Source organism: Campylobacter concisus (assembly GCF_003048905.1).
Lineage (GTDB): Bacteria > Campylobacterota > Campylobacteria > Campylobacterales > Campylobacteraceae > Campylobacter_A > Campylobacter_A concisus_V.
The window spans coordinates 1-14,411 of record NZ_PIRO01000002.1 but is presented as its reverse complement, the minus strand read 5'-3'; the positions used below and the strand labels follow the sequence as shown (position 1 = coordinate 14,411).

Sequence of the window (14,411 nt, the reverse complement as noted above, 5' to 3'; positions counted from 1 at the left end):
AGAGCCTTTATTTTTAAAAAAAGCAATTTTAGTATAATGGCCTTAAAAATTATCTAAAATTAAGGATAAATTTTCAAAATGAGTCAAAAAACTATTTTAATAATAACTGATGGTATTGGATTTAATAAAAGCGGTAAATTTAACGCATTTGAGGCGGCTAAAAAGCCAAATTACGAGAAATTTTTTAAAGAAATTCCAAACTCGCTCATAAAAACCTCTGGAAACGCTGTGGGACTACCTGAAGGGCAGATGGGAAACAGCGAAGTAGGGCATATGTGTATAGGAAGTGGGCGAGTTTTGTATCAAAATTTGGTCAAAATTTCACGCAGCTTCGCTGATGGCTCGATAGCAGAAAATGAAGCCCTAAAAGCTCTTTTTAAAAAGTGCAAAAAAATTCACGTCATAGGGCTTTATAGCGACGGCGGAGTGCACTCTCACATGGAACATTTTGATGGCATGTGCGAGCTTGCTAGCAAAAATGGCTGCGAAGTTTTTGCCCATGCTATCACCGATGGACGCGACGTTAGCCCAAACAGCGGTCTAAATTTCATAAAAAACTTGGAGACTAAATTTAAGGTAGCGACGGTTTGTGGAAGATTTTACGCGATGGATAGAGATAAACGCTGGGAGCGCGTAAAAGAGGCCTATGATAGCTTAGTGGAGGGAGCAAATTTAAGCAGTTTGTCGCCAAGCGAGTATCTACAAAAAAGCTACGATGAGGGCGTGACTGATGAGTTTGTAAAGCCAGCAAGCTTTAATGGCTTTAAAGGCATAGGCGAAGATGACGGCGTGATCGTAATAAATTTTAGAAATGATAGAGCTAGAGAAATTTGCCAGGCTCTAGGCGAGGAGAAATTTAGCGAGTTTGAGCGACCTTTTGCTATCAAAAATCTTATCACCATGACCGAATACGACGCAAATTTTAAATTTGAAGTGCTATTTAAAAATGAAAAGATAAAAAATACCCTAAGCGAGGTCATAGCAGCGGCTGGGCTAAGGCAGCTTCACACGGCTGAAACTGAAAAATACGCCCACGTAACATTTTTCTTTAATGGTGGCGTTGAGGAGCTAGCCAGCAACGAAACGAGAGTGCTCATCCCTAGCCCAAAGGTAAAGACCTACGACGAAAAGCCAGAGATGAGTGCAGCAGAAGTTTGTAAAGCCGTGATAAAGGGTATGGATGATGAGCAAGACTTCATCGTGGTAAATTTCGCAAATGGCGATATGGTAGGGCACACTGGAAATTATGAGGCCGCAATCAAAGCAGTAGAGGCAGTAGATAGGGCTCTTGGAGAAATTTACACTAAAGCAAAAGAGAAAAACTACGCGATGATCATCACGAGCGATCATGGAAACTGCGAAGAGATGCGCGATAGTAGTGGCGAGCTACTGACAAACCACACGACTTATGATGTCTTTTGTTTTGTGATGGCTGATGGCGTAAAAAAAGTAAAAAACGGCGGTCTAAATAATATCGCTCCTAGTGTTTTAAAGATTATGGGACTTGAAATTCCAGCTGAGATGGACGAGGCGTTAATATAAAATAATGGAGCTAGTCGAGTTTTTTGGAGCGGATAAAGTCATAACCTTTATGCTCCTTTTTGCACGTCTTAGTGGGCTTATCGTATTTTTTCCATTCTTTTCTCACAATCAAATCCCGCTTAGCGTAAAAACTTTACTAGTTTTTGCCCTTTGTGTTGTACTTTTTCCGCTCTCACACGCTCATGAGCATGCTATAAATTTTTTGATTATGGAAATTTTAAGTGAGGCCATGCTTGGACTTTGTGCTGGGCTTTTGCTAAATATTGTTTTTGCCATACTTCAAATGGCTGGTGAGCAGATCTCTATGATCATGGGGTTTTCGATGGCTTCAGTGCTTGATCCACAAACTGGTACAAATTCGCCAGTAATTGCAAATATTCTAAATTTCATCGCGCTTCTTGCATTTTTGATGCTTGACGGGCACCATTTGATATTACAGTTTTATTCCACTTCACTTTCTGCTATACCGCTTGGAGATTTTTATCCAAGAAGTGGTGTGATGAGCTACGCCCTAAAGCTCTTCGGCAATCTTTTTATGTTTGGATTTGTTCTGGCTTTTCCTATCATCGCACTTTCTATACTCTCAGATGCTATTTTTGGCATGCTTATGAAAACTATGCCACAATTTAACCTATTAGTTGTTGGCTATCCTATTAAAGTGAGCATTGGCTTTTCGGTTTTGATAGCTATTTTAACCGGCATTATAAAAATCATAACTGATATGATGGTGCAGATTTTAAACGATATGCCAACACTATTTTTTTAAGTAAATAGCAATGAATTTTATCATAGAATACAGCCTCAAGCTCTTCAAGGAGGGATCATGAAAGTTGCACTTGTAAACAAAAACCCAGCAGTTTCTCGCCTTATAACGTTAAGTTTAAATAAGCTAGGCATAGAATATAGCGAATTTGACGATATTAATAGTGTTGGAGATCAATTTGATTATATTATCATCGATAGTGATATGGATAGTAGCGATGTTAATTTAAATCAAAAGATAATGTATCTAGCTCCTAGGGGCGGTGAAAAGCCTGATTTTGCTGATGTTATGCTTGAAAAGCCCTTTTTACCAACAGAATTTATTAGTTTATTTGAACAAAACAGAGATACTGACAACGATAAAGAACTTGAGCTTGGATTAGATGAGCCTGCAAATTTTAATGACTTTGACGAAAGCAATAAAAACTTTGATGATTTAGAAAATTTTGAACTTCCAGAAATTGACATGGGGCTTGAAAATTTAGTAAAAGAAGATGATAAGGCAGATAAATTTGATAATGAGGCTTTAGATGACGAGTTTTTAAAAGAGGAGCTAAGTGAACTAGAGGCTGAGGATTTAAAGGATAAAGATATCAGTTTTGATGAAACAGACACTGAACTCATAGATGATGATATTATAAATGACATAGCTAGCAAGTATATGGCTGATTCAGAAGATGTAGATAAATCCTTAGAGCAAAATAATGAGCCATCTATGACAAAAGAAGAGCATAGCGATGACTTTGATGAGCTTAGTTCGCTTGTGGATGAGATAGATGATATGGGCGAGAGCGACTTGGCAGATGAAGAGGCGAAAAACGAGCTTGATAAAATGGTCGAGCAAAATTCTCAAAATTTAGAAACTACCGAGCTTAATGAAGACTTTGTAGATGATATAAGCCAAAGTAAAAAAGAGCTCAGCGAGATCGAGTCTTTGGATAAAGAGCTAAACGAAGAAGCCAGCGAAGATGGTGAAAATTTTGATGAGCTAGAGGCTGATTTTGATAGTGATGAAAATTTTGAGTCTGAAAGCAGCGAGGCAAATTTAATAGATGAAGCTAGTCAAAATTTAGAGGAAGATATAGATAGAGAATCTACTAAAGAAGCAGAGGAGATTTCTTTAGACGAAGATATAGATCTTGAAAAAGAGCTAGCTAAAGAAGATCATGAAGAAATTTCTGAAGAAGTCCTTGCTCAAGAAGACCTAGGCATGGTAGATGAGGTGTTTGAGGAAGAAAATTTTAAAGAAGAGACGTTGGGTAGCCTAAATTTTGATGTAGCGTCTATTGAGGAAATAGATGAAAATACGATGCAAGCAGCATTTGGATTAAATAATGCGCCACAAACTAGCTCATGCGATGAAACAAAAATTGATGCTGACTATAAAGAAGAGCTAACCAAAAAGATCACAAAACACGTCCATGAGTCGTTAAACGAAAGCTCGCTAAGAGATGTGCTAAAAGATATGAACATAAAGATAAATATAAGTTTTGAGGAAAAGTAGTTGCAAGGACAAATTTTAGTAGTTTCTGGGCCTAGTGGAAGTGGAAAAAGTACGCTTTTGGGCCGTCTTTTAAAGGAAGAGAAGGATCTTTATTTTTCTATTTCAAGCACAACTAGGGCAAAAAGAGAAGGCGAAGTCGATGGGGTGGATTACTATTTTATAAAAGAAGATGAGTTTAAAAGAGGTATAGAAAAGGGCGAATTTTTAGAATGGGCGCAGGTACATAAAAACTATTATGGAACGAGTCTAAAGCCTGTTTTAGCAGCGCTTGAGGCTGGAAAGATAGTTATATTTGACATTGATGTGCAAGGCTTTCACATCGCACTTGAAAAATTTAAAAGTTACATAACCTCAGTTTTCATCACGACCGCAAATAAAAAAGAGCTTAAAAAACGCTTGAAAAACCGCGGAACTGATAGCGACGAAACGATAGAAAATCGCCTGATGAACGCAGTTGGTGAGATGGAGCACATCTTAGAATATGATTATTTTTTGGTAAATGATGACATTGAAAAGAGTTATAAAGGATTAAAATCAATTCTTAGAGCGATGAGGTTAAAAAGCGCGAAAATAGACTTAAGACGCGTTATTGATGAGTGGATAGATTGCTAGAAATTCAGGAATTTATGATAACATTTTGAAAAATTTATTGAGGAGAAAAAATGGGTTCTTTTAGTATTGGTCACTGGCTAGTTGTTTTAGCGATTATTGTTTTACTTTTTGGAGCAAAGAAGATCCCAGAACTTGCAAAAGGACTAGGCAAAGGCATAAAGACTTTTAAAGCTGAGATGGAGGATACAACACCTGAAAAAAGTGAGAAAGTCGAGCATAAAGAAGAGAATGCCGATAGTCAAAAAATAGAAGAAACAACTAAAAACGCATAGGTTTTAGAGTTGAAAAATAAAATAAAAGCTGAAATTTCAAAGGTTTTAGAACGTGAATTTGTGCTTGAAAAGCCAAAGGATAAAAATTTAGCCCACTATGCAACGCCACTTTTTAGCCTCGCAAAGGAGCTAAGAAAGTCGCCAGCCATGATAGCTAGCGAGTTTGCCGATAAATTTAGTGATAGCAAAATAGTTGAAGCTAGTGCAGTAAATGGCTACTTAAATTTCAAGCTAAAAAGCAAGTTTTTAGATGAAATTTCAAAGCAAATTTTGCTAGACAGCGAAAATTTTGCAAAAGAAGATGTGAAAAAAGATAGCTATTTAATAGAATACATCAGCGCAAACCCAACTGGACCGCTTCACATCGGGCATGTTAGAGGCACAGTTTACGGTGATACTTTGGCAAGACTTGGTAAAAGACTTGGCTACGCTATCTCAACAGAATACTATATAAACGATGCTGGTAATCAAATCGACCTACTTGGCACTTCGATATCGCTTGCGGCAAAAGAGCAGCTTTTTAACGAAAGCGTCGTCTATCCAGAGAAATACTACCGCGGGGATTATATTTTAGATATTGCCAAGCTTGCAAATGAGAAATTTGGCAAGGAAATTTTTTATGATGAGAGTAGAAACCTCGAACTTGCCGAGTTTGGCAAGGATATCGTGCTTGAGATCATTAAAAAAGATTTAGCTGACGTTGGGATATTTATAGAGAGCTGGGCTAGTGAAAAGGCTCTTTATGACGGCCTAGAGCCAACTATAAACAAGCTAAAACGTTCAAATCAAATGTATGAAAAAGAGGGCGCTACTTATATCGCTTCGACTACGCTTGGCGATGATAACGATAGGGTTGTGGTTAGAAATGACGGCAGACCAACATATCTAGCTGGTGACATTATCTATCATAATGCTAAATTTGAGAGAAATTTTGACCACTACATAAACATTTGGGGCGCGGATCACCACGGATATATCGCAAGGCTTAAGGCTGCGATAAATTTTCTTGGATACGATGAAAACAAGCTTGAAGTGATACTTATGCAGATGGTTAGCCTGCTAAAAGAGGGCAAGCCATACAAGATGAGCAAGCGCGCTGGTAATGCCGTGCTAATGAGTGATATCGCAAGCGAGATCGGTGCTGAGGCGCTTAGATTTATCTTTATAAGCAAAGCAAATACGAGTAGTTTGGAATTTGACGTGGATGAGCTTAAAAAAGAGGATAGCTCAAACCCTATCTTTTATATAAACTACGCTCATGCTAGGATAAATCAAGTCTTCGCAAAGGCTGGGAAAAACGTTTGTGACGTGATAAATGCAAATTTTGAATGCCTAGATGAAAATGCTAAAAATTTACTTTTTGAGGCGCTAATCTTACCCGAAATTTTAGAGGATGCTTTTATCTCAAGACAGCTTCAAAAGATCCCAGACTATTTGAAGTCACTAGCTGCTAGTTTTCATAAATTTTATAACGAAAACCGTGTGGTTGGAAATGAAAACGAAGATAGCTTACTAAAAGTCTTTGCAGTTGTTGCTATCTCGATAAAAACAGCATTTAATATAATGGGAATTACAGCTAAAGATAGGATGTAGAATTTACATTTATTTTGGCTAAAAGCAACAAAATTAAATTTGAAAAAAGGTTTATTTAAAATATCTCAAACTCATGATGCTCTTGAGAATTTAAACGCCTTTTTTCTCAAATACAATCGCAATAGTTTTTACTATGATCTTTATCTCCAGCCAAAGTGACCAGTGTTTGATGTAGTAAAGATCATACATTAGTTTTTGTTTGGCGTCGTGTGTATTTGAGCCATAAGGGTAGTTTACCTGTGCCCAGCCGGTAATCCCAGGGCGAACGATATGACGTTCGTTGTAGTATGGTATCTCTTTTTCAAAGAAATTTATCCAGTGTCTTCGCTCAGGCCTTGGCCCTATTAGATGCATTTGTCCTCGAAAGACATTTATACATTGCGGCACCTCGTCTACACGAGTTTTTCTCATAAATTCTCCAAACTCAAATACTCTCTCGTCATTTTCGCTAGCAAATTTTGCCCCATCTTTCTCGGCATCTTCCATCATCGAGCGAAATTTAATACACTCAAATTCCTTGTTATCTAGCCCAACTCTACTTTGTAAAAAGTAAAGGCTTCCAGGTGATTGCTCATCTATCTTTCTCTTTACATAAAATTTTAGACCAAAAAGCAAGATAAAAAGTATCAAGCAGCCAGCATAATCGATCATTCGCTTGAGTGCGTAATCAAAGGCACCATAAGGCCTTATCTCATCTAAAAAATTAAGGTTTTCGCCATTTTCTGGGATATAACATTTGTGCAGATAAATTTCTAAAAAATTCTCTACGTTTAGAAATTTTATCTTTTTATACTTCGTTTTAAACTGCAAAAGCGTGAGAAATCTCACCAGTTTGCCATCAACTGGCTTTGCGGTATTTAGCACGATTAGCCTTTGATCGCCTGATTTTATGAGATTTTCTAGTGCGCTTCGCAAGGCTTTTGCGTCACTATTTTCATGGGATAAAAAATTTACTTGACCAAATTTCTTTCTAAGCTTTTCTAGTTCTAGGCCGGTAAAAGCATATTTTTCGCCAAGGATGATCATAGTCCTATCCCTTTATCTTTATTTTAAATTTGCATTATAAAATTCGTCTAATTATACCCAAACGTGCTAATTGCATTTTTAAAAAATAGATTAAGGTTAAAATATGTCTCATAAATTTCTTGCTGTGCTTATTCTAGCGCTCATATGCATCATTTCTTTTGCACTCTCAAACACACTTTTAGCTAAATTTCACACCAGCCCGCTCATCATCTCTATCATTTTAGGCGCCATTTTTGCAAATCTTTTTACCAAACAGACTCAAATTTTAAAAAGTAGTGGCGTCGTAGCGATCGCTGGGAAGCAAATTTTAAGGCTTGGTATCATACTTTTTGGCTTTAACATAAGTCTTGGCGAGATCACAAGTGTCGGCACTCTTGGCGTTATATACGCAGCTTTTATGGTTTTTGCGACCTTTTGCTTTGCGCTTTTTACCGCCAAAGCCTTGGGGCTTAGCAAGGATAGCGCTGTGCTCATTGGCTCAGGGGCAAGTATATGCGGTGCAGCTGCTGTTATGGCTACTCAAAATGAGATAAAAGCAGACGCAAACAAGCTTGCTATCGCCATTTGTACGGTGGTACTTTTTGGGACGATTGGTATGCTTATCTATCCATTTATCGCCAATTTTCTAGCTCTCACGCCGCAACAAACTGGCTTTTTTATCGGCGGCTCACTTCACGAAGTAGCTCATGTAGTGGCAGCCTCAGCAGCATTTGACGGCACAGCAAGCAGCACCGCCGTCATCATAAAAATGCTTCGCGTAATCATGCTAGTACCTTTTTTGTTTTTGCTAAATTTCTTAAATTTAAGCCAAAATAGCGGTGGCTCAAAGCTAAAGAGCATACCTTGGTTTGCGCTATTTTTCTTAGTGGCGATCTGCGTTAGATCTTTGCCATTTTTTCCTGAAAATTTGGTGCAAATTTTAAAGCTAGCCGCTAGTATCTGCCTTTGCGTCGCGATGTGTGCTTTAGGATTTGGGATAGATAGAAGCATTTTTAAAGCGACGGGCAAAAAGCCATTTTTGCTAGCATTTTTTATATTTTTATGGCTTATTTGCTCATCGCTTGTCTTTGTTAAGACTCTTTGTTAGTTTTTAGTTTTTGCAAAAACTCTTCGATGTTGTATTTTGCTCTGTAGGCTGGGCTTAAAAGGTGTATCAAAATGTCGCCAAGGTCCATCACGATCCAATCAGGCGAGCTCTCCGTGCCTATAAATTTCTCTCCAAGAGGTTTAAGCTCCTCTTTTAGATCCTCGCTCAGTGAGTAAGCGTGCCTCTCGCCAAGCGTTGTAGCGATAATTACGGCTTTTACGAAATAATCATCCCCGCTCATATCAAACACTTGTATCTCTTCAGCCTTTTTTGCATCTAAAACCTTAACTATACTTTCGGTGCGCTCTTGCATCGATCTCTCTTGCATCTTTAATCCTTGGTAAAAATTTATAATTTCATCTTTTATCTTACTAGGCAGCTCATCAAGCCCCTTTTGGTGCCTGATCTGTGACGAGCTAACATCCACGTGCACGTCCATTTTTTGTAAATTACGTGGAATTTCTATGTGATTGCGCTTGGCGATCACAAACTGCACTAAGCTTTTTAGCTCCTCGTAGCCATGCCATTTATCAAGTGTGGCTAGGTGGTCTGCGCCTATTATGAGATAAAATTTTTCTATCTTGAATTTCTCATACAAATACTTAACCGTCTCTATGGTAGGCACTGGGCGAGCTAAATTTATCTCATAGTCTGAGATCTCGACCTTCTCTAGGCCGCCCCAAATTTCTCTTATCCACTTTAGGCGAAGCTCTGGCGGAGCTGAAAATTCACTCTTAAAGGGGCTTATAAAAGTTGGCATGATGATGAGCTTGTCGATATCAAGGCCACTTAGTGCCATTTTCACAATGCTATCGTGTCCTAAATGAACCGGATCAAAGCTCCCGCCAAAAAGTGCTAACTTCATCTATTAAAGTGCCTTGTTTATATTTGTTTTAAAATTCTTTTTTGTAGAATTAGGCGTAATTATATCAAAAGGAGCTAAGATGTCAGTTAAAGTAGCAATAAACGGCTTCGGGCGTATCGGCAGGTGCGCTGCTCGTATTATTTTAGAGCGAGATGACGTTGAGCTTGTCGCTATCAACGACACCGCAACAAGGGATATGACGAGGTATTTGCTCAAATACGACAGCGTACACGGCGAATTTAAACAAGACGTTAAGGTGATAAACGACGAATTTATAGAAGTAAATGGTAAAAAGATAAGAGTTTTTTCAACAAGAGATCTAAACGAGCTGGGCTACGCAGACTACGGCGCAGACGTGGTTTTGGAGTGTACGGGCAAGTTTTTGACTACCGAAAAATGCGAGCCCTATCTAGCTCGCGGCATCAAAAAAGTCGTCATGAGCGCTCCGGCAAAAGACGATACGGCGACGTTCGTAGTCGGCGTAAATGACGATAAATATGCAGGCGAAGCGATCGTTTCAAACGCAAGCTGCACCACAAACGGCCTAGCTCCCGTCGCAAAGGTGCTAAACGATAAATTTGGCATCGTAAAAGGGCTGATGACCACGATCCACGCCTATACAAACGGACAGAGCCTAGTAGACGTAAAGGCCAAAGACTTCCGCCGCTCGCGCGCTGCGGCCCTAAATATCGGGCCGACGACTACCGGAGCCGCAAAAGCGATCGCAAAAGTACTTCCAGAGCTAAACGGCAAGATGCACGGACAAAGCGTGCGCGTGCCGGTCGCTAACGTTTCTATGGTCGATCTAACGGCGGTTTTAAAAAGACCTGCTAGCAAAGAGGAGATAAACGAGGCGTTTAGAGCGGCTGCTGAGTCGAATTTAAGTGGAATTTTATTCGTCGATGACGATTATAGGGTTAGCAGCGACTTTTGCACGAGCACATACAGCAGCATCGTAGCGAGCGATACTACGCAGGTCATAGCGGGCGATATGGTGAAGGTCTTTGCGTGGTACGACAACGAGTGGGGCTACTCGACAAGGCTTGTGGACCTAGCTAAGATCGTGGCTACTAAGTAAATTAAAGGGTGAAAAATGAGTGAAATTTTATCGATCAACGATCTTGAACTTGGCGGCGCAAAAGTATTTGTTAGGTGCGATTTTAACGTGCCGATGGATGAGTTTTTAAACATCACCGACGACCGCCGTATCCGCTCGGCGATCCCTACTATCCGCTACTGCCTAGATAACGGTTGCAGCGTGGTTTTGGCTAGCCACCTAGGACGCCCTAAAAACGGCTTTGAGGAGAAATTTTCGCTGCGAGGCGTGGCAAAGAGGCTTTCGAGGCTACTTGATAGAGACGTGATTTTTGCCGAGGACGTCATCGGCGCGGACGCCAAAGCTAAAGCCGCCGCGCTAAAACCTGGCGAAATTTTGCTTCTTGAAAATTTACGCTTCGAAAAGGGCGAGACCAAAAACGACGAGGCGTTAGCCGCTGAGCTAGCTAAATACGGCGAATTTTACATAAACGACGCGTTTGGCGTCTGCCACAGGGCGCATAGCTCGGTCGAGGCGATCACTAAATTTTACGACAAGAAGCACAAAGCGGCGGGATTTTTGCTACAAAAAGAGATAAATTTTGCTCAAAATCTCATCAAACACCCTGCGCGCCCGTTTGTGGCGGTCGTTGGCGGCAGTAAGGTAAGCGGCAAGCTACAAGCCCTACACAACCTGCTTCCGCGCGTGGATAAGCTGATAATCGGCGGCGGTATGGCGTTTACGTTTTTAAAATCGCTCGGCGAAAATATCGGAAATTCGCTACTCGAAGAAGACCTCATCGAGGATGCGCGAGAAATTTTACGCAAGGGCAGGGAGCTTGGCGTTAAAATTTACCTGCCAGTAGACGTCGTCGCAGCTCAGACTTTTTCAGCAGAAAGCGCCGTGAAATTCGTCCCCGCGCAAGAGATCCCAAGCGGCTGGATGGGGCTAGATATCGGACCGGCGTCCATTAGGCTCTTTAAAGAGGTCATCGCCGATGCACAAACCATCTGGTGGAATGGGCCGATGGGCGTTTTTGAGATGGATAAATTTAGCAAAGGCAGCATCAAAATGAGCCACGCCATCATCGACACTCACGCGACTACGGTCGTGGGCGGCGGCGATACGGCCGACGTAGTAGAGCGTGCGGGAGATGCCGACGAGATGACCTTTATCTCGACTGGAGGCGGCGCTAGTCTGGAGCTAATAGAAGGCAAAGAGCTACCGGGCATAAAACCGCTTAGAAAGGCTGCGGAGTGAGGTTTTTAGCAAATTTAAAGTGCAATCACACGAGAGCTAGCTTTGCTAAATATGCTCAAATTTTAGACGCAAATTTAAGCACAAACGACAACGTGACGGTTTTTCCTCCGTTTAGCGCGCTTGATCTTGCGGCTCATAAATTTAAACTCGGCGCGCAAAATTTCTACCCGTGCGAAAGCGGCGCTCACACCGGGGAGATCGGCAAGGCGATGCTGGACGAGTTTGGCGTAAAAAGCGTGTTGATCGGACACTCCGAACGACGCGAGCTGGGCGAGAGCGAGGAGTTCTTGCGCGCTAAATTTGACTTCGCCGCAGAGGTGGGCTGGCAGATCATCTACTGCATCGGCGAAAATTTGAGCGTGAACGAAGCTGGCGGCACGAAGGAGTTTTTGGCCGAACAGCTAAAAAATATCGACCTTGGCTACGAGCGGCTGCTGATCGCCTACGAGCCAATTTGGGCGATAGGCACGGGCAAGAGCGCGAGCGCAGAGCAGATAGAGGAGATTTTAAATTTCATCCGCGAGAAGACGAGCGCGCCGCTACTTTACGGCGGCAGCGTAAACGTCGCAAATATCGGCGGGATAGCGGGAATTGCAAGCTGTGATGGAGTATTAGTAGGAACGGCCAGCTGGGACGCCTCTGGTTTCTTGGAACTTATTAGCGCGTCATCTCGCTGACGTCTTTAAATGATTTTGTAAATTTCGCCCTGCGACAGGCTAAATGCCTAGTCTTGGGACGAAATTTACTGCGAAACATTTAAATCCGCCTAGCGATATTTCCGCTTGTCGATTTATATTCAAAAATTAAATTTGGATTGTAAAATTGTAAGTCGCCTAGTCTAGCTTCGCGATACTGCCGCTGTCAAATTTAGTTTCAAATTTGGCGTTTTCGCGAGATTTCGCGAATTTTAATTTATAGAATTTTAAGTCAAATTGCGAAGGATTTTTCGCTTAGTTAAGGTAGGATTTAAAAAATAAGCAGAGTAGGCATATATTTTTTGAGTATTGCTTTTAAAATTTTAACGAAAGATAACTCTGCTTGCAGCTGTAAGCTTGTGAAGCAGAAAAAGTTAAGTAGCTTTAATAAAAAGGAGAACAAATGATACTAAAAGGCAAAAAGGGCCTCATCGTCGGCGTCGCTAACGCCAAGTCAATAGCTTACGGCATCGCAAAAGCTTGTCACGATCAAGGTGCGCAAATGGCGTTTACATATCTAAATGACGCTCTTAAAAAACGTGTAGAGCCGATCGCAGAGGAGTTTGGGAGTAAATTCGTCTATGAGCTTGACGTAAACAATCCTGCTCATCTTGACGGTCTTGCGGATCGCATCAAAGCAGACCTTGGTGAGATCGATTTTGTTGTGCACGCAGTGGCCTATGCGCCCAAAGAAGCACTTGAAGGCGAGTTCGTAAACACGACTAAAGAAGCCTTTGACATTGCGATGGGCACGAGCGTGTATTCGTTACTAAGCCTTACTCGTGCGGTCCTACCGGTGCTAAAAGAGGGCGGTTCGGTGCTAACTCTTACATACCTTGGCGGACCAAAATTTGTGCCACACTACAACGTAATGGGCGTTGCCAAAGCGGCACTTGAAAGCTCAGTTCGCTACCTAGCACACGACCTTGGCGCTAAAAATATTCGCGTAAATGCGATCAGCGCAGGCCCAATTAAAACGCTTGCCGCAAGTGGAATAGGCGATTTTAGGATGATTTTACGCTACAACGAAGTAAATAGCCCGCTAAAACGCAACGTCACCACAGAAGACGTCGGCAACAGCGCTATGTATCTGCTTAGCGACCTAGCTAGCGGCGTAACAGGCGAGGTTCATTACGTAGACTGCGGCTATAACATCATGGGTATGGGCGACGTGGCTACCGACACCGAGGGTAACACGATCCTAGCTTGGGACGTAAAATAATCTACTAATACAAATTTGGCGGGGCGACTCGCCAAAATCTTCTTTAAAATTTCACCAAATTTATTGTAAGGATAGAAAATGAGAGCTTTAGACGGGCTTATAGTTACAAATAAGCCGGGCTTGGGAGCTTGGTCGAAGAACAGCTAAATAAGCTAAAAATGGGTGCAATTTTACTGCGTGATGAAAGCATAGTGCAAAGCGAGCTTTTAGGACTTCAGGTAACTACTTATTCACCGATGAAAGCGCTTGTTTATGGGTGCGGTGGCATAGTGATAGATAGTGGTTGGTTGCACCTACTTGGCTCAGTATGTGAGCAGATGAAGTGTGGAATTTATAGCTTTAACCTTGACAAAAGCTTTAGCGAGGTAGACAAACGTCCAGCTATTTGCTCATGGCAAACGATGTTTTATGTAAAATTTTCGCGATAAACGGCGGTGCCTTTGGTGGCAAAGCCGGCAATGTCTTTTACTGCGTGCCAGATAGCGGCAAATGGGAGAATACGTAGCTTGACTACTCGTAGTTTTTTACTGGGTGCCTTGTGGCAATATATCTAAATTTTACGAGCTTTATCGCTGGGATGGCTGGACTGAGGATGTAAGAAATTTTAGCCTTGATAGGATGATATTTGTGCTACCGCCGATACTTTGGCAAGACACCAACATAAGTCTAAGACTAAAAGATATGAAAAAAGATAGTATTTGCATGAATGAATATTTCAATTTTGCCTTCAAGAGCGTCTAATAAATTTGTATGATACTTCTATTAGATCCAAGAGTTTTGCTCTATCTTATTTAAATTTTAAAATTTCTTCATAGTCTATCTAAGACCTTTCTCTTATTCACATCTTACCCTCCCGCCGACCCCTCTCGTGTATTGTTATGTGGTACCCTATGTATACAAGCACACACACCCGATATAATACGTGAGAGAGTATA

At 41.2% G+C, this 14,411-nt stretch carries 14 protein-coding genes and 1 pseudogene; 13 read left to right on the top strand and 2 right to left on the bottom strand.

All coding sequences use genetic code 11. The features are described 5' to 3' along the window. Positions 1-78 precede the first annotated feature (78 nt). The 6 genes from gpmI to argS are packed head-to-tail and all read left to right on the top strand — an operon-like array spanning position 79 to position 6,285. The gene (gene gpmI, locus CVS95_RS06240) at positions 79-1,542 is read left to right on the top strand and encodes a 2,3-bisphosphoglycerate-independent phosphoglycerate mutase (protein WP_107695969.1); all 1,464 of its coding nucleotides are present in this window, start codon (positions 79-81) and stop codon (positions 1,540-1,542) included. 4 nt (positions 1,543-1,546) lie between these two features. After that, on the top strand, positions 1,547-2,308 hold the full coding sequence (gene fliR / locus CVS95_RS06235; protein WP_107695968.1) for a flagellar biosynthetic protein FliR: 762 nt from the start codon (positions 1,547-1,549) through the stop codon (positions 2,306-2,308). Positions 2,309-2,365: 57 nt separating this feature from the next. Next, the gene (locus CVS95_RS06230) at positions 2,366-3,808 is read left to right on the top strand and encodes a Highly acidic protein (protein WP_107695967.1); all 1,443 of its coding nucleotides are present in this window, start codon (positions 2,366-2,368) and stop codon (positions 3,806-3,808) included. Beyond that, positions 3,809-4,420 (top strand): guanylate kinase, encoded by a 612-nt coding sequence (gene gmk, locus CVS95_RS06225; RefSeq protein ID WP_107695966.1) that lies wholly within the window; start codon positions 3,809-3,811, stop codon positions 4,418-4,420. A gap of 50 nt (positions 4,421-4,470) precedes the next feature. Beyond that, positions 4,471-4,692, top strand: coding sequence for a twin-arginine translocase TatA/TatE family subunit (gene tatA, locus CVS95_RS06220; RefSeq protein ID WP_021091616.1), 222 nt, complete (start codon positions 4,471-4,473; stop codon positions 4,690-4,692). A gap of 9 nt (positions 4,693-4,701) precedes the next feature. Further along, entirely contained in the window at positions 4,702-6,285 is a 1,584-nt protein-coding gene (gene argS, locus CVS95_RS06215; RefSeq protein WP_107695965.1) for an arginine--tRNA ligase, read from the top strand. A gap of 90 nt (positions 6,286-6,375) precedes the next feature. Here argS and CVS95_RS06210 read toward each other — a convergent pair whose 3' ends face one another. Further along, a complete protein-coding gene (locus CVS95_RS06210) occupies positions 6,376-7,311 on the bottom strand; it encodes a sugar transferase (RefSeq protein WP_107695964.1) in 936 nt (311 codons plus the stop codon). Between the two features lie 103 nt (positions 7,312-7,414). On the opposite strand from CVS95_RS06210, the gene CVS95_RS06205 reads away from it, so the two are divergent. Further along, entirely contained in the window at positions 7,415-8,398 is a 984-nt protein-coding gene (locus tag CVS95_RS06205; protein WP_107695963.1) for a YeiH family protein, read from the top strand. Here the strand turns inward: CVS95_RS06205 and nadD are convergent. After that, positions 8,382-9,263: a nicotinate (nicotinamide) nucleotide adenylyltransferase gene (nadD, locus tag CVS95_RS06200; RefSeq protein WP_107695962.1), complete on the bottom strand. Its 882-nt coding sequence runs from the start codon at positions 9,261-9,263 to the stop codon at positions 8,382-8,384. The genes CVS95_RS06205 and nadD overlap by 17 nt on opposite strands. Before the next feature lie 79 nt (positions 9,264-9,342). Between nadD and gap the strand changes: the two genes are divergently transcribed. The 6 genes and pseudogenes from gap to CVS95_RS09885 all read left to right on the top strand — a co-directional run bounded on the left by gap (position 9,343) and on the right by CVS95_RS09885 (position 14,217). Continuing rightward, entirely contained in the window at positions 9,343-10,341 is a 999-nt protein-coding gene (gap, locus tag CVS95_RS06195) for a type I glyceraldehyde-3-phosphate dehydrogenase (protein ID WP_107695961.1), read from the top strand. A 15-nt stretch (positions 10,342-10,356) separates the two neighbouring features. Next, complete coding sequence (locus tag CVS95_RS06190; protein WP_107695960.1) at positions 10,357-11,559, top strand: phosphoglycerate kinase; 1,203 nt, start codon at positions 10,357-10,359, stop codon at positions 11,557-11,559. Further along, positions 11,556-12,236 (top strand): triose-phosphate isomerase, encoded by a 681-nt coding sequence (locus CVS95_RS06185; RefSeq protein WP_107695959.1) that lies wholly within the window; start codon positions 11,556-11,558, stop codon positions 12,234-12,236. The genes CVS95_RS06190 and CVS95_RS06185 overlap by 4 nt, the downstream gene beginning before the upstream one ends. A gap of 421 nt (positions 12,237-12,657) precedes the next feature. Then, positions 12,658-13,476, top strand: coding sequence for an enoyl-ACP reductase FabI (gene fabI / locus CVS95_RS06180; protein ID WP_107695958.1), 819 nt, complete (start codon positions 12,658-12,660; stop codon positions 13,474-13,476). Between the two features lie 158 nt (positions 13,477-13,634). Next, positions 13,635-13,981: pseudogene (locus CVS95_RS09895) on the top strand (DUF2625 family protein). A gap of 26 nt (positions 13,982-14,007) precedes the next feature. After that, on the top strand, positions 14,008-14,217 hold the full coding sequence (locus tag CVS95_RS09885) for a DUF2625 family protein (protein WP_258033372.1): 210 nt from the start codon (positions 14,008-14,010) through the stop codon (positions 14,215-14,217). The last annotated feature ends 194 nt before the right edge of the window (positions 14,218-14,411 follow it).

What these genes read in the sequence shown, in the direction of transcription:
- CVS95_RS06210 (WP_107695964.1), bottom strand. Translation starts at nt 7,311, where the DNA reads ATGATCATCCTTGGCGAAAAATATGCTTTTACCGGCCTAGAACTAGAA.
- tatA (WP_021091616.1), top strand. Translation starts at nt 4,471, where the DNA reads ATGGGTTCTTTTAGTATTGGTCACTGGCTAGTTGTTTTAGCGATTATT.
- fliR (WP_107695968.1), top strand. Translation starts at nt 1,547, where the DNA reads ATGGAGCTAGTCGAGTTTTTTGGAGCGGATAAAGTCATAACCTTTATG.
- CVS95_RS06190 (WP_107695960.1), top strand. Translation starts at nt 10,357, where the DNA reads ATGAGTGAAATTTTATCGATCAACGATCTTGAACTTGGCGGCGCAAAA.
- CVS95_RS06230 (WP_107695967.1), top strand. Translation starts at nt 2,366, where the DNA reads ATGAAAGTTGCACTTGTAAACAAAAACCCAGCAGTTTCTCGCCTTATA.
- gap (WP_107695961.1), top strand. Translation starts at nt 9,343, where the DNA reads ATGTCAGTTAAAGTAGCAATAAACGGCTTCGGGCGTATCGGCAGGTGC.
- gpmI (WP_107695969.1), top strand. Translation starts at nt 79, where the DNA reads ATGAGTCAAAAAACTATTTTAATAATAACTGATGGTATTGGATTTAAT.
- CVS95_RS06205 (WP_107695963.1), top strand. Translation starts at nt 7,415, where the DNA reads ATGTCTCATAAATTTCTTGCTGTGCTTATTCTAGCGCTCATATGCATC.
- fabI (WP_107695958.1), top strand. Translation starts at nt 12,658, where the DNA reads ATGATACTAAAAGGCAAAAAGGGCCTCATCGTCGGCGTCGCTAACGCC.
- nadD (WP_107695962.1), bottom strand. Translation starts at nt 9,263, where the DNA reads ATGAAGTTAGCACTTTTTGGCGGGAGCTTTGATCCGGTTCATTTAGGA.